General features: G+C 56.7%; 21 protein-coding genes, 1 other RNA gene and 3 pseudogenes. 10 read left to right on the top strand and 15 right to left on the bottom strand.

The genetic code is table 11. From position 1 onward, the window contains the following. Window positions 1-68: 68 nt before the first annotated feature. From H3L94_RS03625 to H3L94_RS03645, 5 genes are all read right to left on the bottom strand, one after another. Window positions 69-1,265, bottom strand: a complete 1,197-nt coding sequence (locus tag H3L94_RS03625; protein ID WP_425325936.1) for a PilT/PilU family type 4a pilus ATPase — start codon at window positions 1,263-1,265, stop codon at window positions 69-71. Between the two features lie 175 nt (window positions 1,266-1,440). Next, the gene (locus tag H3L94_RS03630; RefSeq protein ID WP_182122697.1) at window positions 1,441-1,872 is read right to left on the bottom strand and encodes a hypothetical protein; all 432 of its coding nucleotides are present in this window, start codon (window positions 1,870-1,872) and stop codon (window positions 1,441-1,443) included. Between the two features lie 28 nt (window positions 1,873-1,900). Continuing rightward, window positions 1,901-2,584, bottom strand: coding sequence for a tetratricopeptide repeat protein (locus tag H3L94_RS03635; protein ID WP_182122698.1), 684 nt, complete (start codon window positions 2,582-2,584; stop codon window positions 1,901-1,903). Between the two features lie 255 nt (window positions 2,585-2,839). Beyond that, entirely contained in the window at window positions 2,840-3,868 is a 1,029-nt protein-coding gene (locus tag H3L94_RS03640; protein WP_182122699.1) for a tyrosine-type recombinase/integrase, read from the bottom strand. A 58-nt stretch (window positions 3,869-3,926) separates the two neighbouring features. After that, the gene (locus H3L94_RS03645; RefSeq protein WP_009118643.1) at window positions 3,927-4,709 is read right to left on the bottom strand and encodes a polyamine aminopropyltransferase; all 783 of its coding nucleotides are present in this window, start codon (window positions 4,707-4,709) and stop codon (window positions 3,927-3,929) included. Between the two features lie 118 nt (window positions 4,710-4,827). Between H3L94_RS03645 and ssrA the strand changes: the two genes are divergently transcribed. Then, window positions 4,828-5,189: a transfer-messenger RNA gene (ssrA, locus tag H3L94_RS03650) on the top strand. Window positions 5,190-5,399: 210 nt separating this feature from the next. On the opposite strand, the gene H3L94_RS03655 is transcribed toward ssrA, so the two are convergent. The 7 genes from H3L94_RS03655 to H3L94_RS03685 all read right to left on the bottom strand — a co-directional run bounded on the left by H3L94_RS03655 (window position 5,400) and on the right by H3L94_RS03685 (window position 11,807). Continuing rightward, complete coding sequence (locus H3L94_RS03655) at window positions 5,400-5,966, bottom strand: nitroreductase family protein (RefSeq protein WP_009118635.1); 567 nt, start codon at window positions 5,964-5,966, stop codon at window positions 5,400-5,402. A gap of 149 nt (window positions 5,967-6,115) precedes the next feature. Then, window positions 6,116-7,384 carry a flavodoxin-dependent (E)-4-hydroxy-3-methylbut-2-enyl-diphosphate synthase gene (gene ispG / locus H3L94_RS03660; RefSeq protein ID WP_182122700.1) on the bottom strand — a complete coding sequence of 423 codons (1,269 nt, stop codon included), beginning with the start codon at window positions 7,382-7,384 and terminating at the stop codon, window positions 6,116-6,118. Between the two features lie 15 nt (window positions 7,385-7,399). After that, window positions 7,400-8,302, bottom strand: a complete 903-nt coding sequence (locus H3L94_RS03665; protein ID WP_182122701.1) for a helix-turn-helix domain-containing protein — start codon at window positions 8,300-8,302, stop codon at window positions 7,400-7,402. Then, entirely contained in the window at window positions 8,299-9,072 is a 774-nt protein-coding gene (gene pilW, locus H3L94_RS03670) for a type IV pilus biogenesis/stability protein PilW (protein ID WP_009118632.1), read from the bottom strand. The genes H3L94_RS03665 and pilW overlap by 4 nt, the downstream gene beginning before the upstream one ends. Window positions 9,073-9,075: 3 nt before the next feature. Beyond that, the gene (rlmN, locus tag H3L94_RS03675; RefSeq protein WP_182122702.1) at window positions 9,076-10,167 is read right to left on the bottom strand and encodes a dual-specificity RNA methyltransferase RlmN; all 1,092 of its coding nucleotides are present in this window, start codon (window positions 10,165-10,167) and stop codon (window positions 9,076-9,078) included. Window positions 10,168-10,291: 124 nt separating this feature from the next. Further along, window positions 10,292-10,717 (bottom strand): nucleoside-diphosphate kinase, encoded by a 426-nt coding sequence (gene ndk, locus H3L94_RS03680; protein WP_182122703.1) that lies wholly within the window; start codon window positions 10,715-10,717, stop codon window positions 10,292-10,294. A gap of 217 nt (window positions 10,718-10,934) precedes the next feature. Next, window positions 10,935-11,807 carry a YicC/YloC family endoribonuclease gene (locus tag H3L94_RS03685; protein WP_244958832.1) on the bottom strand — a complete coding sequence of 291 codons (873 nt, stop codon included), beginning with the start codon at window positions 11,805-11,807 and terminating at the stop codon, window positions 10,935-10,937. A 99-nt stretch (window positions 11,808-11,906) separates the two neighbouring features. Here H3L94_RS03685 and rph point away from each other — a divergent pair, with 99 nt between their 5' ends. After that, entirely contained in the window at window positions 11,907-12,632 is a 726-nt protein-coding gene (gene rph, locus H3L94_RS03690; protein WP_182122704.1) for a ribonuclease PH, read from the top strand. Between the two features lie 265 nt (window positions 12,633-12,897). After that, the gene (locus H3L94_RS03695; protein ID WP_182122705.1) at window positions 12,898-13,350 is read left to right on the top strand and encodes a hypothetical protein; all 453 of its coding nucleotides are present in this window, start codon (window positions 12,898-12,900) and stop codon (window positions 13,348-13,350) included. Between the two features lie 113 nt (window positions 13,351-13,463). Here the strand turns inward: H3L94_RS03695 and H3L94_RS03700 are convergent, their stop codons facing one another. Next, window positions 13,464-13,775, bottom strand: a complete 312-nt coding sequence (locus tag H3L94_RS03700; RefSeq protein ID WP_182122706.1) for a hypothetical protein — start codon at window positions 13,773-13,775, stop codon at window positions 13,464-13,466. 181 nt (window positions 13,776-13,956) lie between these two features. On the opposite strand from H3L94_RS03700, the gene uvrB reads away from it, so the two are divergent. Continuing rightward, the gene (gene uvrB / locus H3L94_RS03705) at window positions 13,957-15,987 is read left to right on the top strand and encodes an excinuclease ABC subunit UvrB (RefSeq protein ID WP_182122707.1); all 2,031 of its coding nucleotides are present in this window, start codon (window positions 13,957-13,959) and stop codon (window positions 15,985-15,987) included. A gap of 39 nt (window positions 15,988-16,026) precedes the next feature. Here the strand turns inward: uvrB and H3L94_RS03710 are convergent, their stop codons facing one another. Together H3L94_RS03710 and H3L94_RS03715 are read right to left on the bottom strand one after the other, a co-directional pair. Beyond that, on the bottom strand, window positions 16,027-16,230 hold the full coding sequence (locus H3L94_RS03710; protein ID WP_182122708.1) for a hypothetical protein: 204 nt from the start codon (window positions 16,228-16,230) through the stop codon (window positions 16,027-16,029). After that, window positions 16,227-16,499: a helix-turn-helix transcriptional regulator gene (locus H3L94_RS03715; RefSeq protein ID WP_182122709.1), complete on the bottom strand. Its 273-nt coding sequence runs from the start codon at window positions 16,497-16,499 to the stop codon at window positions 16,227-16,229. Before H3L94_RS03715 ends, H3L94_RS03710 begins: the two co-directional genes overlap by 4 nt. A 432-nt stretch (window positions 16,500-16,931) precedes the next feature. Here H3L94_RS03715 and H3L94_RS03720 point away from each other — a divergent pair. From H3L94_RS03720 to H3L94_RS03745, 6 genes and pseudogenes are all read left to right on the top strand, one after another. After that, window positions 16,932-17,042 (top strand): annotated as a pseudogene (locus tag H3L94_RS03720) (REP-associated tyrosine transposase); the annotation flags it as partial. Between the two features lie 171 nt (window positions 17,043-17,213). Continuing rightward, the gene (locus H3L94_RS03725) at window positions 17,214-17,531 is read left to right on the top strand and encodes a hypothetical protein (RefSeq protein WP_182122710.1); all 318 of its coding nucleotides are present in this window, start codon (window positions 17,214-17,216) and stop codon (window positions 17,529-17,531) included. Between the two features lie 170 nt (window positions 17,532-17,701). Next, a pseudogene (locus H3L94_RS03730) lies at window positions 17,702-18,592 on the top strand (IS256 family transposase, variant Zn-binding type); the annotation flags it as partial. Window positions 18,593-18,691: 99 nt separating this feature from the next. Next, window positions 18,692-19,631, top strand: a protein-coding gene (locus H3L94_RS12960) for an IS630 family transposase (protein ID WP_182121696.1) whose coding sequence is annotated in 2 segments (ribosomal slippage) — window positions 18,692-19,024 and window positions 19,026-19,631 — 939 coding nt in all. Because the reading frame shifts where the segments join, the coding sequence is not laid out codon by codon here. A 49-nt stretch (window positions 19,632-19,680) separates the two neighbouring features. Further along, window positions 19,681-20,453 (top strand): annotated as a pseudogene (locus H3L94_RS03740) (IS5 family transposase). 135 nt (window positions 20,454-20,588) lie between these two features. Next, window positions 20,589-21,083, top strand: a complete 495-nt coding sequence (locus tag H3L94_RS03745) for an REP-associated tyrosine transposase (RefSeq protein ID WP_182123091.1) — start codon at window positions 20,589-20,591, stop codon at window positions 21,081-21,083. Window positions 21,084-21,125: the final 42 nt, after the last annotated feature.

Genomic DNA, 21,125 nt, shown 5'->3' on the forward strand with positions numbered 1-21,125 from the left:
TTTCGTGCCTCAGCGTTGGGCCGCTGTCGAATGTTTAGCGAGACTGAAGGCCATCATAAATAAGGAATTCAGAATGTTCTGCAAATCAAATTGCTGCCGGAAGCGCCGTTTTCAGGTAGCGTGGTTGCGGCTTCCTCCTCCGGTTCGTCTTCCACAATGGCAAGGGCATCGAGATTGGCGGCGCTGCCGCCGCTTTGTTTGCTGTTGAGCTGGATGTTCAGGCGCAAATCGTTGACGGAGTCGGCGTTTTTCAGGGCGTCGTCGTAGGAAATGAGACCGGCTTCGTAAAGCTCGAACAGGGATTGGTCGAAGGTTTGCATGCCGATGTCGCGCGAGCGGGCCATGATTTCTTTGACGGCGTGGATGTCGCCGCTGAGGATGAGTTCGGCAATCAGCGGGGAATTGAGCAGCACTTCCACCGCGGCCACGCGACCTTTGCCGTCTTTTTTCGGCACCAGACGCTGGGAAATAAAGCCTTTCAGGTTGAGGGAAAGGTCGTTTAAGAGTTGGGTGCGGCGCTCTTCGGGAAAGAAGTTGATGATGCGGTCGAGCGCTTGGTTGGCGCTGTTGGCGTGCAGGGTGGCCATGCACAAATGGCCGGTTTCGGCAAAAGCCAGGGCGTAATCCATGGTTTCGCGGTCGCGGATTTCGCCGATCAGGATGACGTCGGGCGCTTGGCGCAGGGTGTTTTTGAGGGCGGCAAACCAGTTGTCGGTGTCCACGCCCACTTCGCGTTGGGTGATGATGCAGTTTTTGTGCGGATGCACGAATTCGATGGGGTCTTCGATGGTGATGATGTGGCCGTGGCTGTGGCGGTTGCGGTAGTCGATGAGGGCGGCCAGCGAGGTGGATTTGCCGGAGCCGGTGCCGCCGACAAAAATCACCAGGCCGCGTTTTTCCATCACCACGTTTTTTAACACCGGCGGCAGGTTGAGGCCTTCGAAGGCGGGGATGTCGCTGGTGATGACGCGGCACACTAAGGCGACGGCGCCGCGTTGCACCATGGCATTGATGCGGAAGCGGGAGACGCCGGCCAGGCTGATGGCGAAGTTGCATTCTTTGGTGTCGTCGAATTCCTGCGCCTGTTTGTCGTCCATCAGGGCGCGGGCGATGAGGGCGGTATGCTCGGCGGTGAGCGGCTTGTCGGTAATCGGGGTGAGTTTGCCGTCCAGCTTCATGGCGGGCGGGAAGCCGGCGGTGATGAAGAGGTCGGAGCCTTTGCGCTGCACAAGGTGGTGGAGCAGGCTGTGGATGAATTTTTTCATCTCTTCGTTGTAGGCGGGGATGGTCATAAACGTTTCTTTCGTGGAATTTGGATAGAAAAAAGCGTACGCCGGGCGGTTTGCCGGCGGCAGGATGATGAAAAGTACAGCAAGAGAGAAATCTTGCTGTACTGGGTTGGCTGCGGCTGGTGTGCCACCTGCATCGTATCGGCTGGTTTTATTTGTTGAACACCAGAATATCCCGCAGCGCACTGCGCATGGTGCGGTCGAAATCGCTGCCTTCTACCGGAATGTAGCCGGATTCGATGTAGCGGGTGATGTAGCCTTTGGAATCGGTTACCAGCATGATGTGGCCGCTGTTGTACTTGTGCTGCTGGTTGATCAGGGTGCCGTAGCCGTTGTAGGTGTTGACGGTGTGCGAATATTCCCGGGTGCGGAACAGGTAATACTGCTTGTTGGCGCCGATCATCAGGGCGGGGGCGTCTTGTACGGTAATGCCGTTCAGTCGGTCGGTTACTTCGCTGATGTGGTGGCCGACCAGCTGGCGCAGATAGGGGAAGCGGTATTGTCCGAGGTTCATCACATCGTCTAAGGTGGCGCAGCTGCTCAGGGTCAATACCAAAAGGAGAGAATAAAGCCATTTTTTCATTTTCATCAGCTCCTGTGGGAATGGGCAGTTACCGGCTTCTCAAGCCGTTATTCAGCATTTCGCGTGCTTTTTGGTGGCCTTGGGCGGCGGCCTGGCGCAACAGGTTGGCGGCTTGGTTGGGGTTGTAGGCCACCGACCAGCTGTTCAGATAATGCAGGGCCAGCAGGTATTGGCCGTGGGCGTCGTTTTGCCGGGCGGCGCTTGAGGCCAGGTCGAAGGATTTGCGGAAATCGCGGCGCACGTCCAAGCCGTCGATGTAGTAGGACGAGAGGGCGGCTTGACCGCAGGCCAGGCCGGCATTGGCGGCTTGTTCGTAATGGCGGCGGGCGGTGCGGTAATTGCTGATTTTGTCTTGGATGTTGCCGAGCACGCAATGGGCGTCGTGATCGCCGGCGTCCACGGCCTGCTCCAACCATTTGATGGCCTCTCCGTCCCGCCCTAAGCGGCGGTAAACGATGCCGGTATTGTACATGGCATCGGAGTTGCCTTTTTGCGCCAGCGTTTGGTAGAGCGCCAGCGCATCGCGGTAGCGGCCCTGCCCGAACAGCGAATCGGCGCGGCGGAAAGCCGCTTCGTCTTGCGGCGTGCTGCGGTATTGGCCGGCATTTCGGCTGGCGGCATCGCTCGGGTGGGTGCCGGAAACGACGGCACAACCGCCCAAGAGCATGAGGGCGGTAAGGACAAGGGCGGTTTTTCTGGGGAGAGTGCTCATGTTTTCTCTTCGGCTCATCAGTGGGTTCGGGCCTTTGGGCGCAGCGGTTTTGTAACATAAAGCTGCGCCGGCAAGGCGAAAATACGGTAAGTCCGGATAGCTGGCAAGTATTTTTTCCTGCGGCGGGATGGAGCCGGGCTTGGCCGAAAATACGGTGCTGCCAGTTGGATAACGGCGGGGCGTGAATATTCCGCACCATGCTTTTCAGGTAGCCTGCAGGACGGTGCAGGCTACCTGAAAATCTGCCATAGGCGCTTAGCTGTCTTTCACGGCATTGGCGTGCAGCTCGGCCAGTTTTTCGGCGTCTTGCTGGCGCTGGCCGGGCAGGGTTTTCAGGTAGATGCGGGTGGTTTTGGGGTCGGCGTGGCCTTGTTCGTCTTGGATGGTTTCGGTGGAGGCACCGGCCATGTAGCGGTGGGTGGTGTTGGTGTGGCGCAGCCAGTGGGTGCTCATATTGATGAGCTGGATGCGGATGGGGTCGTCATCGCAGTCGGCGAGGGCGGCTTCGCGGCATTCGTGTACCATCAGGCCGATGGCGCGGGGGGTGAGGCGGCGGCTTTTGTCGCCTTTGAGCGGAATGATCAGGCCGAAGTTTTCCTGGCTGTCGGGCAGTTCAGGTAGCCCCAGCGCGGTGCGGTATTGTTTGAGTTCCTGCAGCAAGACGCTGTGGATGCTGACGTGGCGCACTTTGTTGCGTTTGCCCAGTACGCGCAGCGTCCAGCGGCCGTTGCGGTATTGCAGGTCGTTCATGGAGGCTTTGGCCACTTCTTCGCGGCGCATGCCGGTGTGATAGACGAGGGCGAACAGCCAGCGGTCGCGCACTTTGACGGCGGTTTGCCGGCGGTTGGCGGCGGGGCGGGCGGTCAGCCATTTCCACAGCCAGATCCAGGCGTCCAAATCGAGAAATTTGGTGGGCACTTCTTCCTGCGGCACGGCGGGCAGGGGGGTGAGTTTGACCGCATTGCGGGCGAGATAGCCCAAGTCGCACAGGTATTGGTACATCTGGTTGAGCACGCGCCGGCTGTACATGACGGTGCTGGGCTTGGCGGCTTTGTCGTGTTCGAGGTGGTGCAGATAGCGGCCGATGTCTTGGATGCTGAGATCGCGCAGGGTTTTGCCTTCGCCGGCGGCCCAGTTGAGCAGTTTTTCGGCTTCGCGTTTGTAGGCGGCGAAGGTGTGCGGGGAGCGGCGGCCGCGGGCGTACAGCCACTGCATCACGGCTTGGATGTCTTCATCGGGCAGGCCGTGGTGCGCGGGCGTGGGGTTGAGGGGCGGATGGGACATCGGGTTTGCGGGCATGGTATCGGAACAGGGTTTCAGGTAGCCTGAATCGGCCGGTTGTTTAGCGGCACCATTGCCAATCGCTGCCGGGGGCGGTGGCGGCGGCTTTGAGCATGGCGGGAAAATCCAAGCCGTAGCGTTCGGCCAGTTTGCCAGCGCGTTTTTTCAGCGCATCGCGCGATTGCAGCGGCAGGTGTTGGAAGGCCAATACGGCCACGTTACCGTGTGTTTCGGCCGGCACGCACAATACCCGTCCGTCAAACACGCGGCACAGGCGCTCCAAAAAGACGGGGTAGCGTTTGTCGCCTTGCCACCAGTTGGTAACGAACACACCGTGTTCGCTCAGGGCGGTGCGGCAGTCGGCAAAAAAGGGTTCGCCCACCAGCGCGTCGATGATCTGTTCGCCATCGAAGCCGTCCACCAGCAGTACGTCGGTGCTGCCGCGCAGGATTTTGACGTACTCGGCGCCGTCGGCTTCCACGATGTCGAATTGAGGCCCTTCAAACGGCAGCTCGAACAGGCTGCGCGCAACGTTGATCACTTGCGGGTTGATTTCCACCGCGGTTTGGCGGGTGTCGGGCAGGTAGGCGTCGATCCAGCGGGCGAAAGAACCGCCGCCCAAGCCGATTTGGGTAATGTGCGCCGGGGTGTCGGCAAACAGCAGCCAGGCCATCATGGCGCGGCTGTAAGAGAGCACCAGTTCGGCGGGGGCGTCCAGATTCATCGAGCTTTGGATGGTGTCGCTGCCCAAATGCAGGGAGCGGATGTTGCCGCTTTCCGAAATGCCCACTTCGGGCAGGGCAAAGCGGGCCGGACGCAGACGGCGGTAGGGGTGTCGGGACATAATCGGCAGCCGTGGAAAAAGTGGCGTGATTTTAGCACAGGCGGGGCTGGGCGGCGCTTGAAGCGGCTTTCAGGTAGCCTTTGGGGGGAAAGACGCGTATAATCGCGCTTTCCTATCTGGGGGCGATCTTGGTTTCGACGGGGGTTGCGAAGCAGATGCGGGCATACCGGGGTCTCAGATTCCCGTAAAACACTGAATCAAAATAGTCGCAAACGACGAAACTTACGCACTGGCCGCCTAAGGCCTGCCGTTGCAGCAGTTGGTCAATGGGCTGTGTAGCGCAAGCTACCGCAACGTCATCTTACATTGACTGGTTTTCTGTCGGGTTACTTGGCAGGAAATAAGATTTAAGGTAACTGGCTCCCAAACAGCCTGTCTGTCGGCGGAATGGGGGCGAGATGTTAAGTAGGCAAGACTAAGTATGTAGAACGCTTTGTAGAGGACTTTCGGACGGGGGTTCAATTCCCCCCGCCTCCACCAGAATTTAATAGAAATATCAAATGACTGATATTTTCCTCTCTGATTTTGGCACACTTTGGGAACATTTTTGATTAAGAAAGTGCTCAATTTGCCGGTGTGAACGGCAGAGGGTTCAAACACAATGGGCTGCCCGATGACCTATCGGGCAGCCCGTTTTTTGCGTCTGTTGTAATGCTTGCGGCGGGGAAAGCGGTTCTAAGTTTGGCCGATTTACCAATAAGTCACAAACGGGGTCAGATCGGTGTTTTTGGGTTTGGCCACTTCGTCTTTGGCGGTGCCGATCATCAGCAGGCCGATGATTTTGTCTTTTTCGCCGCAGTGGCAGGCGGCGCGCAACAGGGGGCTGTTGCTCCACAGGCCGGTGATCCACACGCTGTCGAAGCCTTGGGCTTTGGCAGCCAGCTGGGCGGCATAGGCGGCGCAAGCGGCGCTGAGCAGCTGCTCCCACTCCGGCTTGGGTTTGGGCGCTGTGAAATTGGGTTGCGAGATGACGGCGATGACCAAGGGCGCCATGTGGCCGACCCGCTCGGCTTTGCGCATGGAATCTTCGCCGAAGTTGAGTTGGGTAACGGTGTCGGCGAGCAGGGTGCGGAATTTCTGCAGGGCGGCCTCGCCTTGGATGACCACGAAACGCCACGGGGTCAGGTGGCCGTGGTCGGGCACTTGGGTGGCGGCTTGCAGGATGTGTTCGAGCTGTGCGGCATCGGGCGCGGGCAGGCCGAGCTGTTTGGTGGAGCGGCGGGTGGTGAGGAGTTGCAGGGTAGGGTTCATGCGCATGCAGCCTTTCCGTTGGCAGAGATTGGGGAGAATAAGGCTACCTGAAACGGTTTCAGGTAGCCTGCTCGGAGTGATCAACTGTTAAAAGCAATCGGAGTGCGGACGGTAGCCGATTGTTTGTCCGCCTGCGCAGGCGTTTGGCGGAACAATTAGGCCGAGCGGATGGGGATGACTTTTGCGGTGCGCCGCTTCTTGCCGCCTTCGCCGTAATGGGTTTCCACGTATTCCTGCACGATGGCGAGGAATTCGGCGGCCATATTGTCACCTTTGAGGGTAACTTTGCGTTCGCCGTCCACATAAACCGGGGCCACGGGGGTTTCGCCGGTGCCGGGCAGGCTGATGCCGATGTCGGCCAGTTTGCTCTCGCCGGGGCCGTTGACCACGCAGCCCATCACCGCCACGTTGAGGCTTTCCACGCCCGGGTATTGCAGGCGCCAAACGGCCATTTGGTTGCGCAGGTAGTGTTGGATGTCGCGCGCCAGCTCTTGGAACACGGTGCTGGTGGTGCGGCCGCAGCCGGGGCAGGCGGTTACCATCGGGGTGAAGGAGCGCAGGCCCATGGTTTGCAGGATTTCCTGAGCCACCACCACTTCCTGCGTGCGCGGGCTGCCGGGTTCGGGCGTCAGCGAAATACGGATGGTGTCGCCGATGCCTTCCTGCAACAAAACGGCCAGTGCGGCGGTGGAGGCGACGATGCCTTTGCTGCCCATGCCGGCTTCGGTCAGGCCCAAGTGCAGCGGGTAGGCGCAGCGGCTGCCGAGCTCGCGGTACACCTGAATCAGGTCTTGAACGGCGCTCACTTTGCACGACAGGATGATTTTGTTTTCAGGTAGCCCTAAGTCCACCGCTTTTTGTGCCGATTCCAAAGCGGAAACAATCAGCGCTTCCTTCATCACTGCTTCGGGCGCTTTGGGCTGGGCGGTGGCCAAGTTGGCATCCATCATCCGTTTGGCCAGGCTTTGGTCGAGCGAGCCCCAGTTGACGCCGATGCGCACGGCTTTGCCGTTTTCGGCGGCGGTGCGGATCATGTAGGCGAATTTTTCGTCGCCCTTGGCGCCTTTGCCCACATTGCCGGGGTTGATGCGGTATTTCGACAAGGCTTTGCCGCACTCGGGAAACTCGGCCAGCAGGCGCTCGCCGTTGAAATGGAAGTCGCCCACCAAGGGGGTGTTGCAGCCCATGTCGTCGAGACGGCTGCGGATTTCGGCTACTTTGGCTGCAGCTTCGGGGCTGTTGACGGTGATGCGCACCATTTCTGAGCCGGCATCGGCCAGTTCTTTTACCTGGCGGGCGGTGGCTTCGGCATCGGCGGTGTCGGTATTGGTCATCGACTGCACCACCACCGGGGCGTCGGAACCGACGATGAGATGGTCGATCTGCACTTGGTGGGTGGTGCGGCGTGTGATGGGAGTGTTCATGCTAGGTCGGATGGCTTAGGGGTTGGCGGCCGGGCCGTCGGTGTTGAAGGCGGCGGTTTTGTTGTCGCGCATGTGCTCGCTGACGTTGATGTCGCGGCCGCCGTAGCTCACGCTGCTGCCGCGGGCGAAGCCGATGCGCACATGGTAGGGGCCGTTGCCGGAATAGCGGTGTTCGCTGTTGGCCGGCACGATTTTGCTGATCAGCATATTGCCGTCTTTATCGGTAACGGTGAGGAAGGAGCGGAAGCGCAGTTTGATGGCCAATTCGCCGGGGGCGGTGCTCAGGCCGGTAGCGGTATCGGCTTGCCCGGATGTGGCCGGTGCCGAGGCCGGTTCGGCCGTATCGGCCGGCACAGGCGCAGAAGCGGCGGCATCGGAAGCCTGCTGCATGGGCAGAATCTGCACATTGCCGCCTTCCAGGTTCGGCGGCAGCACGGCCGGAGCGGCCTGTTCGTTTTGCGCTTCTTGGCGTTGGTTGTCGCTGTGTGATTTGCTTTGCCACAGATACACGCCGCCCACAATCAGGGCCAAGGCGGCCACGCCGATGATCCATTTCGGAAAGGGTTTCCGGATCGGCGCCTGATGGTAGGTCATAGGGGCGGGGTTGTCGGCAGCGCTTTTTTTCGCGGCCGGGGCGATGCCCTGGGTTTGGAAGGCAATTTGCTCCAGGTAATCGTTGAGTACGCTTTCGTCGAGATTCAGGTAGCGTCCGTAGCTGCGCAGAAAGCCACGCACGAAAACCGGCTCGGGCAGTTTGCCGAAATCGGCGTTTTCTAAAGCTTCTACCTGACGGGCGGGCAGTTTGAGGTGTTCGGATACGTCGCCGATGGAGAGCAGGTTTTGCTCACGGGTTTGGCGCAGCAGGCGGCCGAGCTGTTCGGCAGCGCTGGCAGTGTCTGTGTGGGGGACATCACTCATTGGACTTTTCCTGTGGTGATCTCCTGCAGCTCAGGAGAATAGGGATGGTGGGTGCGCAGTTGCGCTTCGTATTCGTAGGCCGCTTGGGTTTGGCCCATGGCGCGGGCGATTTTCCAGCCCAGCAGCAGGTCGTCGGGGCCCAATACGTTTACTTTGCTTTGGTATTGGCGGAATTGGCGGTCGGCCTCGCCGGTTTTGCCTTCCAACAAGGCCACGCGGGCCAGCTCTTTTTGGGCCGGCACGAAGTCCGGAGCGGTGGAGAGGGCGCGTTGCAGATAAGAGGTGGCCAGATTGTATTGGCCCAAACGGGCGCTGCAGATGCCTTTGTTCATGTAGGCAATGTGCGGGCTGGGGTAAGTGGGGTCGGCCAGAGCACGGTCGAAATAGGCCATGGCTTCGTTGGGGCGGTTGCCGCCGTTGCAGAGAAACCAGCCGTAGTTGTTGTTGATTTCCGCGCTGTCCGGTTTCAATGACAAGGCGCGTTGGAAGCTTTCCTGGGTTTTGTCCGGCACTTTGAGGAACTGGTAGATGGCGGCGCGCACCAACCAGGCGTTTTCGTTGCGCGGCTGCAAGGTGAGGGCCTCTTCGATGGCGGCCACCGCATCGCGGTAGGAGCCGGCATTCATGTATTCGATGGCGAGCTGGATTTTAATGGCCGCCACTTCCTCCGGGCGGTTGCGCTCTTCTTTCTGGCCGGTGTGGATGGTGATGCCGGCGCAGCCGGAGAGCAGGGAAGCGGTGATCAGGGCGGCGCCCAGAAGCTTTTTCATGACTCAGCCTTTCTCAAGGTGTAACTGTTGCCATTTGGCCTGACGGCGGGTTTTGTCGCGCACTTGGCCGGCGAGCTGCCCGCAGGCGGCATCGATGTCGTCGCCGCGCGTTTTGCGTACGGTCACCACCAAGCCGGCCTGTTGCAGGATGTCGCGGAAGATGCGGATGTTTTCGTTGCTGGAACGTTGGTAACCCGAATGCGGGAAGGGATTGAACGGAATCAGGTTGAATTTGCACGGCACGTCGCGCACCAGGGTTAAGAGTTCGCGTGCGTGCTCGGGGCGGTCGTTGACGCCGTCGAGCATCACGTATTCGAAGGTCACGAAGTCGCGCGGGGCCTTGGCCAGGTAGCGGCGGCAGGCGGCCATCAATTCGGCCAGCGGGTATTTTTTGTTCAGAGGCACAATTTCGTTGCGCACCGCATCGTTGGAGGCGTGCAGGGAAACGGCCAGCGCCACCGGCATGTCTTCTTTGAGGCGATCCATCTGCGGCACCATGCCGGAGGTGGACACGGTAACGCGACGGCGGGAGAGGCCGTAGCCGTGGTCGTCGAGCATGATGGAAAGGGCGGTGACCACATTGTCGTAGTTGGCCAGCGGCTCGCCCATGCCCATCATCACCACGTTGGAGATGACGCGCTCGTTTTTCGGGGTGACGCCCAGCGCTTTATTGGCCCACCATAATTGGCCGATGATTTCGGCGGCGGAGAGGTTGCGGTTGAAACCCTGGCGGCCGGTGGAGCAGAAGGTACATTCCAAAGCGCAGCCGACTTGCGAGGAAATGCACAGCGTGCCGCGTTCGGCTTCGGGGATGAAAACGGTTTCCACGCCGTTGCCGGTGCCGACGTCGAGCAGCCATTTGCGGGTGCCGTCGCGCGATTCCTGCGCGGTCATCAGATCGGGCACGCCCACTTCGGCGCGGTCTTTCAGTTTGGCGCGCAGCGATTTGGCCAGATCGGTCATGTCGTCGAAATCGGCGGCGCCGCCCAGATGCATCCAGCGCATCACTTGGCGGGCGCGGAAGGGCTTTTCGCCCATTTGCGCGAAATGGTCGGTCAGGCCTTGGAGGTCGTAATTCAGCAGATTGGTTTTCATACGCGGGGAAACGGCGAGGGTATGTCTTTGTATATGGAATCTGTTTTCGGTGCAAGTCCCTATACAAAGAAAACCCGAAAGGCTACCTGAAGGGTTTTCAGGTAGCCTGTGGGGGTAATCGGATTTAGCGGGGGCAGATTTCGCCTTCGGGGAAGAAGAAAGTGATTTCGATGGCCGCGTTTTCCAGGCTGTCGGAGCCGTGAACGGCGTTGGCGTCGATGGATTCGGCAAAGTCGGCGCGGATGGTGCCGGCGGCGGCTTCTTTAGGATTGGTGGCGCCCATCAGCTCACGGTTTTTGGCCACGGCGTTTTCGCCTTCCAATACTTGGATCATTACCGGGCCGCTGGTCATGAATTTTACCAACTCGCCGAAGAAGGGACGCTCTTTGTGCACGGCGTAAAAGCCTTCGGCTTCGGCTTGGCTCAGGTGTTTCATTTTGGCGGCCACGATTTTCAGGCCGTTGTTTTCGAAGCGGCTGTAGATTTGGCCGATGACGTTTTTGGCGACGGCATCGGGTTTGATGATGGAAATGGTGCGTTCGATTGCCATGAGGCGGACTCCTTAAATTTAGTCGGTTAATCGGGCGGAAAAATCAATGCGGGCGGCATTCTAGCAAGTTTTTCCGGCTTTGGCTTGCGGGGAGACGGAAATTTTCATCTGTAAAGCGCGATGCGGCGGCGGTGTTTTTCAGGGCCGTGGGTAAAGAAAACAGGCTACCTGAAAAACGGGTTTCAGGTAGCCTGCGAAGGAGTGGGGCGGCCGGGGCTTATTCGATGTTCTGCACCTGTTCGCGCATCTGCTCGATCAACACTTTCAATTCCACCGAAGCTTGGGTGCATTCGGTGGCGATGGATTTGCTGCCCAGGGTGTTGGCTTCGCGGTTGAGCTCCTGCATCAGAAAGTCGAGCCGTTTGCCGACACTGCCTTTGCTGCCGGTGACGATGCGGCGCACTTCGGCGATGTGGGTGCGCAGGCGGCTGAATTCTTCGTCCACATCGGCTTTCTGCATGAAGATGGCGAACTCCTGCTGCAGGCGCTCGGTGTTCATATTGTGTACCGCATCGCGCAGGCGCTGCTCGGCTTTGTCCATGTGCTGCTGCAACAGCTGCGGGAACAACTGGGAGAGGATTTCGACGATGTCGTCCATGTTTTGCAGGCGTTTGAGCAGGTGTTGTTGCAGCTGCTCGCCTTCGCGGCGGCGGGCGCGGTTGAATTCGTCCAGCACTTCGCCCAGCAGTTCGGCCACGCTTTCGTTGAGGTCGCCGCCGTCTTCGGCAGGCGCGGCCAGTACGCCGGGGAAGGCCAGAATGTCGGCCACGCCCAGCTTGGCGATGCCGGGGTGCTGTTTGCGGATTTTCTGGTTGAGATCGGCCAGTTGGGCCACCAGTTTTTTGTCCACTTCCAAGGTTTGCGCCGTGCGGCGGCCGGTGTTTTGTAGCTGGATGCGGCATTCCAGTTTGCCGCGCGCCACGGCGGCGGAAATGGTTTCGCGCAGGCTGCCTTCCAAATGGCGCAACTCTTCGGGCATTTTGAACTGGATGTCCAAATAGCGGTGGTTCACCGCCCGCAGCTCCATGTACAGGCGTTTGCTGCCGCATTCGGCGCTGCCGTTGGCAAAGCCGGTCATACTGTGAATCATGTTTTGCTCCTACATTATCGGGTGAGAAAAGCAGGCCGAATATAGCATAAAGCGCGTGCTATAATCCGCGCCGTTTCCGCCTTTGCAAAGAGAACCGCCATGACTTACGCCCGCGCCGGCCGCGCCGCCGACGAACTCCGCCCCGTCAGCATCACCCCCCACTTCCTGCCTCATGCCGACGGCTCGGTGTTGATTGCCTGCGGCCACACCAAAATCATCTGTACCGCCACGGTGGAAGAAAGCCTGCCGCCGTTTTTGCGCGGCAAAGACCAAGGCTGGGTAACGGCCGAATACGGCATGCTGCCGGCCTCCACCGCTTCGCGCATGCGCCGGGAAGCGGCGGCGGGCAAACAAAGCGGGCGCACGCAGGAAATCCAACGCCTGATCGGCCGTTCGCTGCGGGCGGCGGTGGATTTGCAGCGTTTGGGCGAGCGTCAGATTTTGATCGACTGCGACGTGATTCAGGCCGACGGCGGCACCCGCACCGCCAGCATTACCGGCGCTTTTGTGGCGATGAGCCTGGCTGTGCAGAAGCTGCTGAAGGCCGGCATGCTGCTGTCCAACCCGATCCGCGAACAGGTGGCGGCGGTATCGGCCGGCGTGGTGGGCGGCGTGCCGCTGTTGGATTTGGACTACCCCGAAGACTCCGGCTGCGACAGCGACGTGAATCTGGTGATGACCGCATCGGGCAAAATCATCGAAATCCAAGGCACGGCCGAAGGCGCGCCCTTCAGCCACGCAGAATTGCTGCAACTGCTGGCCTTGGGGCAAAAAGGCATTGCCGAACTGGCGGTACATCAGCAAGCCGCGTTGCGGCAGGCTTAGGGTTTCGCCCCCAAGCGTTGCGGCGGTATGTTGGGTCAAAAGCCGCATCTGCGGTGTGGAACATGCCGGCAAGCTGCCCCATCTGGCTGCGCCGGCCGGTTTGACTGGCGCAACGTATCAAACCACTTCGCAAACATGATGGCAACGCGCCTCAATATTCTTTAGAAAAAGCCACAGAAACAGGCTACCTGAAGTTTTCAGGTAGCCTGTTTTAACATTTAAATATACAATTTAACTCTGTTTAGCAAGTAAAACGGGAAAAGCCATGACCAGTGCCAAAGGAAAAGCCAAAACTGCTGCCGCCCAGCCGGAGGCTGCTGCAGAACATCATGAGGGCCAAGACCTGCGCCAGCTGCTGCTCACGCTCTATCTCAAAAACAACCCCCAGCTGAAACACCAAGTGTTTATCTACACCTACAAAGGCGTTACCCACGAAAGCAGCAATCCTTTCCAATATGTGAGCGGCGAATTGGGGCCGGAAGTGAAAAAAAGCCTGATTCTGCAAAACATGCCGGCGGGCGAAATGATTCAGGCCTTTATCGTGCCCACCGCCACCCATGCCAAAGACGGCAGCTATGAAATCGAGAACACGGTGATTTACGGCAATAAGGTGGGCGTGCTGATTGAAATCGGCCTCGACAACGAACGCATCGACCGTTCGGAAAAATACCGCCAGTTTGCCGGCCTGGCCGACGCCATGCTGCGCCAGTTTGCTTAAATAGAGACCGCGTACAAGGTTTTTCCGTTAAACAGCGGTTCCGTTCGATAGTAAAGCAGGCTATCTGAAAACTTTCAGGTAGCCTGCTTTACTGTTGACGCTGTGCGTGCTGTTTATTTCACGGCGTCGAGTTTGGCTTGCCATTCGCTGCAGGTTTGGGCGCGGCCTTCCATTTTCAGTTCCGCCCGTTCCTTGCTCTGCATATTGACGGTATCAGCATAATCTGCATCGTTTCGCTTGCGCCACGTAGTCAGGGCGGTATCAACATCGCCGCCGGCTTTTTCCAGCATGGCATCAAAACCGCCGCTGCTGAGTGAATTAAAGTCACCGCCGAAACTCGTATATTTGTCGGGTTTTAGCTTTCCTTTGGCCTCTTCGCTTAAGGCAGCATAGTCACGGAAGACTTTTTCACAGCTTTGGGGCAATTTGCTCGCCCCCCCCCGCATCTGTGCAAGCGCTCAGGCAGGCGGCAGCAATCAAAGCAGCTGTATATTTGTGCATGAGTTTCCCTTTCTGTCATCAAGTGGATGAAACGGACAGCCCAGACTGTCTGAACAGCCTTATACGCTATAATCCGCCGTTATTCAATTGCCCGGGCTACCTGAAATGCAAGTCATCCAATACGAAAACTCCCCCTTCAAACTCCACCAGCCTTTCCCGCCCGCCGGCGACCAGCCCTCCGCCATTGCCGGCCTGCTCGAAGGACTTTCAGACGGCCTGGCTTACCAAACCCTGCTCGGCGTAACCGGCTCGGGCAAAACCTACACCATGGCCAACGTGATTGCCCGAAGCGGCCGCCCCGCCATCATCATGGCACACAACAAAACGCTGGCGGCGCAGCTTTATGCCGAGATGCGCGAGTTTTTCCCCGAAAACGCGGTGGAATACTTCGTTTCCTATTACGACTACTACCAGCCCGAAGCCTATGTGCCGTCGCGCGATTTATTTATCGAAAAAGATTCCGCGATTAACGAACACATCGAGCAGATGCGCCTTTCCGCCACCAAAAACCTGATGACGCGCAACGACGTGATTATCGTCGCCACCGTGTCCGCCATCTACGGTATCGGCGACCCTACCGAGTATCAACAAATGGTGCTTTCCGTAAAAGAAGGCGACACCATAGCCCAGCGCGACATCATCTCCACCCTCGTTTCCATGCAATACGAGCGCGGCGAAATGGATTTCAAACGCGGCTCCTTCCGCGTGCGCGGCGACGTAATCGACGTGTACCCCGCAGAAAGCTCCGACAACGCCTTGCGCATCAGCCTGTTCGACGACGAAATCGACCGCCTCGACCTCTTCGACCCGCTCACCGGCGGCAACATCCAGCGCGTCGGCCGCTACACCGTGTTCCCCTCCAGCCACTACGTTACCCCGCGCGACACCGTGCTGCGCGCCTGCGAAAGCATCAAAGAAGAATTGCGCGAACGCATTGATTTCTTTACCCAAGAAAACCGCCCCGTCGAAACCCAGCGCATCGAACAGCGTACCCGCTTCGACCTCGAAATGCTCTACGAAATGGGATTCTGCAAAGGCATCGAAAACTACTCGCGCCACTTTTCCGGCAAAAAAGAAGGCGAACCGCCGCCCACGCTGATGGATTACCTGCCAAGCAACGCCATCATGTTTATCGACGAAAGCCACGTTACCGTTACCCAAATCGGCGGCATGTACAAAGGCGACGCCAGCCGCAAACAAAACCTCGTCGACTACGGCTTCCGCCTGCCTTCCGCCCGCGACAACCGCCCGCTCAAATTCCACGAATTTGAAAAAATCATGCCGCAAACCATCTTCGTTTCCGCCACACCCGCCAAATACGAAGAAGAACACGCCGGCCAAGTGGTCGAACAAGTCGTGCGCCCCACCGGCCTGGTTGACCCGCAAATCGAAATCCGCCCCGTCGCCACCCAAGTGGACGACTTACTCAGCGAAATCAACGACCGCATCGCCAAAGGCGAGCGCGTACTCGTGACCACCCTCACCAAACGCATGGCCGAACAGCTCACCGATTATTACAGCGAACTCGGCATCAAAGTGCGCTACCTGCACAGCGACATCGATACCGTAGAACGCGTTGAAATCATTCGGGATTTGCGTCTCGGTCTGTTCGACGTGCTCGTCGGCATCAACCTCTTGCGCGAAGGCTTGGACATCCCCGAAGTATCGCTGGTCGCCATTCTCGATGCCGACAAAGAAGGCTTTTTGCGCAGCCACCGCAGCCTCATCCAAACCATCGGCCGCGCCGCACGCAACGTAAACGGCGTGGCGATTCTGTATGCCGACAAAATCACCGATTCCATGAAGGCCGCCATCGACGAAACCGAACGCCGCCGCGAAAAACAGATGAAATTCAACGAAGAACACGGCATCGTACCGCAGCAGATCAACAAAAAAGTGAAAGACATCATTGACGGCGTGTACCACGACGATTCAGGCAGCCCCAAAGGCAAAGGCCGTCTGAAAAACAAAGTGAAAGTGGGCGAAATCCACACCGAAGAAGACGCGATTAAAGAAATCGCCAAACTCGAAAAAGCCATGCAGCAGGCGGCAAGGGATTTGCAGTTTGAAGAGGCGGCGGTGTTAAGGGATAAGATACGGGGGATTAAGGAAGGGTTGTTGTTTGGGGCGGAGTGAAGTAGAGATGCTGCCCAAAAATATGGGCAGCATCTCTTTTTATTTAACCAAACGAAGCTTTGTAGAAGGTGGATTTAATATCTCACCCGCTTTATTTAAAGCTTCTGTTGCAGCGTTGATAGCGACGTCATGTAATATTTTATCCATTCCACCGTATTTAGAAATGAGAACATTTCGTGCAGCTGCACCAGAAACAGTTCGTCCATCTGATAATGTTATTTTCTGACACCATTTGTCTTTCATGGCATATTCTCCAAATAAGAGGATTTGCGTGAATTTTTACGAAGCCATTCATTGAGTACGGTTGCGCTCCATCTTGGACTTCGCCCTAACAAAATTGTTGGTTCAGGAAAAGTAGATAGCCCTGCAAATTCATCAGAACGGAGATTTGAATTAGCTGAAGATTGTTTATTGCGTCTCAATCTTTCAAATGTTGAGCGTGAAATACTAAGCTTTTGGCAAATATCATCAATCCCCAGCAAAACGTCATTTGATGCAAAATCAAAGGTCATTTACTTTTCCTTAAAAAAACAACTTGACGCATTATGATGCTTCATGACGCATCTGTCAAGCAGCAAGCGTAGGTTGGGTCGTAGACCCAACAAAACTGTTAAACTGCCTAAGCGTTGGGTTTGACAACTCAACCTACACATTGCATAAAAGGCTACTTGAAATGTTTTTAGCAAGCGTAGCCTGTGTGCCACCGACACGCACGCGTTGCTGAAATCTTTGAAACCGTATGCGTGTATTGCACATCCTACCCGCAAATAAACAACGAGGCCGCCTGAAAATTCAGCAAGCGTAGGTCGGATACTTGTATCCGACACAATGGTTGTTATTACAGAAATGTTTAATTATTTCGATGATTTATAAATGTCGGATTCGAGAATCCGACCTATATCTTGTATCATTTGTATTGGTTAATTCGTATAACAAGGGAAACCATACGGTATCGTCGGTATTACCGTACGGGCGGAACGTATTTCTTTACGGTGGTGGCACATAAGCGCCAACCGATTCTAACTGATGATGTTGTGCGCTCTGCTTTACGCGAGCAAGCGTAGCCTGCGTGCGTAGGGTGTGTGCCATCGGCACGCACGCGTTGTCGGAATCTTTGAAACTGTGTGCGTGGCCTACGCCACACACACTACCTGCAAATAAACAATAAGGCCGTCTGAAAATTCAGATGGCCTTAATGATGAAAGCAGGGTTAGGGAAAATCAATCATGGCTAAGTTAAACACAGGGAAAGGCAATAGCTTGGAAATCAGGCCTGTTGCTTATCATTATGTGGAAGATACGGAAACGGAAGAGTTTTATTACGATGTGATCGTTTGGCGCGGTAACCAACAAGAAAAGCCGGACAGCACGCTTTTTAGCGGCATACAGGGTTTTGACTGTGAGATTGACGATATCAGTATTGCTGATGCGATTCTACACGCATTGGCTAACGGGGTTGAGTATGAATTAAGCGATTGGTTTAATGGAGGATTTGATTTATGTATCACGCCTGAAACTGCTTGTGGGGAAGCCGAGCAAGCGTAGGTCGGATACTTGTATCCGACAAAATGGTTGATATTGCCGAAACGTGTAATCATTGTGATGGTACATAAATGTCGGCTTAATGGACATTTGGGTTGGTAAAAACCGCTGTAATCCTTAGCATACAAGGCTTTCAGCGGTTTTTTGCCAATGTTTGTTAAAAATGCCCGTTTTGCCATCAAAACACCCTTATCAAATACGGAAGAAAAAACGGTAGGCAAAGATATAAATGTTCTGCCTGCAACAAATTTCTCCCGGTCTCAAAGACACTCGACAATGACTGTCTTTTGTATGAGTACATCCACCTCAAACAAACTTATGCCCAACTGGCCCATCGGCACCGTTGCAGCTTAAAAACCATACAGCGCCGCCTCAAACAAGCCAGCCTGCATCGGCCGCCGCCGCCCCATCCGGTTGCCAACATCATCATGGACACAACCTACTTCGGCAGAGCTTTCGGCGTCATGGTGTTTATGAACAGCCTCAACGGCCAAGTGCTGCACAAGCAGTATGTGGCAAAAGAAAGTACCGTACTCTATGAACAAGGGTTAAAGGCTATTCTCAATAAAGGCATTGCCATTCAAAGCATCACTGCCGACGGCTTCAAAGGATTGAGCACACTGTATCCCGACATTCCTTTCCAACTCTGTCAATTTCACCAACAGCAAACCGTCCGCCGCTATCTGACCCGCCGTCCAAAGTCGGACGCAGGCAGAGAGCCGAAAGAGTTGGCTGACAGTTTGTTTGGCTACAGCAAAGCCGACTTTGAGAGTGAGCTGTTTTTATGGCATGCAAGACATCGCGACTATTTGAACGAACTCAGCTACAGCATAGACGGACACCAAAAGTGGTACACCCACAAAAGATTGAGAAGTGCTTACCACAGTCTGAGGCGCAACCTGAGCTATTTATTCACGTATCAACAAAATCAAAAACTGATGATACCGAACACCACCAACCGCTTAGAAGGGAAATTTGGCGAATTGAAGACCAAAATACGCTGCCATGCCGGGATGAGTATGGAATCTAAAAGACTGTTTATAGATAATTTCTTTGGAGTTTAGGAAGCAAAAAAGAGCTCAAAAACCAACCTAAATGTCCATTAGAGCAACTTCGACTAAAAACGTTACATAATAGGTTTTTTCTGGCAGCCGGAGCATGAGATGCGAGCCTATTCGCAAGACCTGCGAGATCGAGTACTGGGAGCGCTGGAGCGCGGAGAGCGACCCAGCGCCATTGCCCGTCGTTATGAAGTCAGCCGCATGTGGGTATATCGGGTGCGTGATCGCTTCGAAAAAGAAGGCGAGCGCAGCAGCAGGCAGCAAGGCGGCAAGCGCATCTCCCGGCTGGCGCCAGTAGAGGGCATGATCCGCGACTGGATCAAGGCCGATCCCGATCTGACCTTGGTGCAAATGTGCGAGCGTTTGGCCGGGCATGGCATCAGCATCAAACCCTCGGCCTTGTGGCACCAGCTCAACAAATGGCGGCTGAGCTTCAAAAAAAACGCTGCACGCCAGCGAGCAGGAACGTGAAGACGTGCAGCAGGCACGGGCGAGCTGGATACAGCAGCAGGCCCGGCTCGATGCCAGGCGCCTGGTATTTCTGGACGAGACCTGGAGCAGCACCTGCATGACGCCGCTGCGCGGGCGCGCCCCGCGCGGTCAACGCTGCGTGGCCAGCGCCCCGCATGGGCACTGGAAGACCAGCACCTTCATTGCCGCCTTGCGCTGTGATGCACTGACGGCCCCCATGGTGACCGATGGCCCCATCAATGGCGCCGTGTTTCTGGCGTGGGTCAAAACCTTTCGGTGCCCGACACTTCGCCCTGGCGACATCGTCATTGCCGACAACCTCTCCAGCCACAAAGTGGCGGGCGTGCGAGAAGCCATCGAAGGCGTGGGCGCCAGCATTCGCTATCTGCCGCCGTACTCGCCGGATTTGAACCCCATCGAGAAGCTGTTTGCCAAGTTCAAGGCGCTGCTGCGCAGGGCGGGCGAGCGCACGGTGGGTGCGCTGTGGCAGCGCATGGGGCAGCTGGTTGATTTGTTCTCGGCTCAAGAGTGTGCCAATTACTTCAAATCAGCTGGGTATGTAATGAATTAAATCGAAATTGCTCTAGGCCGAATCGACATTCATCTGGTATCTTTGGCGGATGACCAAGACCAAGCATCCGCGGCCCCGCCGCTACGAATTAACCCAAACCCAATGGGAGCGGATCGAAGATCTGCTCCCAGGCAAGGCCGGTGACCCCGGGCGTACGGCAGCGGACAACCGCAGCTTCGTCAATGGCGTGCTGTGGGTGTTGCGCTCCGGGGCGCGCTGGAGCGATCTGCCCACGCGCTACGGAGCCTACAAGAGCGTGCACAAGCGCTTCACCCGCTGGGCGGCCAAGGGTATCTGGGAGCTGGTGTTCCAGTCCCTGATTCAGGATCGAAGCAACGAGTATCTGATGATCGACAGCAGCATTGTCCGGGCGCACGCACAGGCGGCGACCGGAAAAGGGGGGCGGCACACCCGGCTCTGGGGCGTTGCCGAGGAGGTCTGAGCACGAAGATCCACATGGCGACAGATGGCCAGGGCCGACCGGTGCGATTCATCCTCACTGGCGGCCAGCGTAACGACATCACGCAAGCCCCAGCGCTGCTGGCCGGGTTCAAGCCCAAGTACGTCTTGGCCGACAAAGGCTATGACAGCCGGCAACTGGTGGCGCTGATCCACTCGCTCGGCGCCCAGGCGGTGATCCCGCCTCGCAGCTGCCAGCAGCCGCGTGCCTACGACAAAGCACGCTACCGGCTACGCAATCGCATCGAGCGTTGCTTTGCCAGGCTCAAGCAGTTCCGCCGCATCGCCACTCGTTTTGACCGCAAGCCCTCTCACTTCCTGGCTTTCCTCTATCTCGCATCAATTACCTTGTGGGTGGGTTGAATGTCGATTCGGCCTAGAAGCTAAGTTCTCTAAAAACCAACCCAAATGTCCATTAAGCCTAAATGTCGGATTCAAGAATCCGACCTACATCTTGTATCATTTGCATGGATCAATTTATATAACAAGGGGAAAACCATGCGGTATCGCCGATATTACCGTGCGGGCGGGACGTATTTCTTTACGTTGGTGGCGCATAAGCGCCAACGGATTCTAACCGGTGATGCGGTGCGTTCGGCCTTGCGTGAGGCCGTGTTGGCGGTACGGGAAAAATACCCGTTTGAAATCGCGGCATGGGTGTTGATGCCCGATCATCTGCATACCATTTGGCATCTGCCTGAAAACGATGCGGATTTTTCCGAACGCTGGCGGCAAATCAAACGGCACAGCCAATATTTAATCGGTGCCGACACGCGTTTATGGCAAAAACGGTTTTGGGAGCATGCTATTTGTGATGAAGCGGATTTTACCCGTCATTTCGATTATGTGCATTTCAATCCGGTGAAACACGGCCATGTGTCAAAGGTATCTGATTGGCCGTTTTCTACCTTTCATCGCTATGTAAAACAAGGCACTTATCCGCTAAATTGGGGCGGGAATGGATCGGATTTTGTGGTGGCGTATGATGAATGAAGGTGTTGGGTTCGAGCATCCAAGCTATATCTGCCACTCAAG

Source organism: Neisseria shayeganii, from assembly GCF_014054965.1.
In the GTDB taxonomy this organism is placed as follows: Bacteria; Pseudomonadota; Gammaproteobacteria; order Burkholderiales; family Neisseriaceae; genus Eikenella; species Eikenella shayeganii.

Coding starts and splice junctions, on each gene's coding strand:
- H3L94_RS03640 (WP_182122699.1), bottom strand. CDS start 3,868: ATGTCCCATCCGCCCCTCAACCCCACGCCCGCGCACCACGGCCTGCCC.
- pilW (WP_009118632.1), bottom strand. CDS start 9,072: ATGAAAAAGCTTCTGGGCGCCGCCCTGATCACCGCTTCCCTGCTCTCC.
- H3L94_RS03715 (WP_182122709.1), bottom strand. CDS start 16,499: ATGACCTTTGATTTTGCATCAAATGACGTTTTGCTGGGGATTGATGAT.
- ndk (WP_182122703.1), bottom strand. CDS start 10,717: ATGGCAATCGAACGCACCATTTCCATCATCAAACCCGATGCCGTCGCC.
- H3L94_RS03645 (WP_009118643.1), bottom strand. CDS start 4,709: ATGTCCCGACACCCCTACCGCCGTCTGCGTCCGGCCCGCTTTGCCCTG.
- H3L94_RS03655 (WP_009118635.1), bottom strand. CDS start 5,966: ATGCGCATGAACCCTACCCTGCAACTCCTCACCACCCGCCGCTCCACC.
- H3L94_RS03665 (WP_182122701.1), bottom strand. CDS start 8,302: ATGAGTGATGTCCCCCACACAGACACTGCCAGCGCTGCCGAACAGCTC.
- H3L94_RS03635 (WP_182122698.1), bottom strand. CDS start 2,584: ATGAGCACTCTCCCCAGAAAAACCGCCCTTGTCCTTACCGCCCTCATG.
- H3L94_RS03685 (WP_244958832.1), bottom strand. CDS start 11,807: ATGATTCACAGTATGACCGGCTTTGCCAACGGCAGCGCCGAATGCGGC.
- ispG (WP_182122700.1), bottom strand. CDS start 7,384: ATGAACACTCCCATCACACGCCGCACCACCCACCAAGTGCAGATCGAC.
- rlmN (WP_182122702.1), bottom strand. CDS start 10,167: ATGAAAACCAATCTGCTGAATTACGACCTCCAAGGCCTGACCGACCAT.
- H3L94_RS03725 (WP_182122710.1), top strand. CDS start 17,214: ATGGCTAAGTTAAACACAGGGAAAGGCAATAGCTTGGAAATCAGGCCT.
- rph (WP_182122704.1), top strand. CDS start 11,907: ATGACTTACGCCCGCGCCGGCCGCGCCGCCGACGAACTCCGCCCCGTC.
- H3L94_RS03745 (WP_182123091.1), top strand. CDS start 20,589: ATGCGGTATCGCCGATATTACCGTGCGGGCGGGACGTATTTCTTTACG.
- H3L94_RS03625 (WP_425325936.1), bottom strand. CDS start 1,265: ATGAAAAAATTCATCCACAGCCTGCTCCACCACCTTGTGCAGCGCAAA.
- H3L94_RS03695 (WP_182122705.1), top strand. CDS start 12,898: ATGACCAGTGCCAAAGGAAAAGCCAAAACTGCTGCCGCCCAGCCGGAG.
- H3L94_RS03710 (WP_182122708.1), bottom strand. CDS start 16,230: ATGAAAGACAAATGGTGTCAGAAAATAACATTATCAGATGGACGAACT.
- H3L94_RS03630 (WP_182122697.1), bottom strand. CDS start 1,872: ATGAAAAAATGGCTTTATTCTCTCCTTTTGGTATTGACCCTGAGCAGC.
- uvrB (WP_182122707.1), top strand. CDS start 13,957: ATGCAAGTCATCCAATACGAAAACTCCCCCTTCAAACTCCACCAGCCT.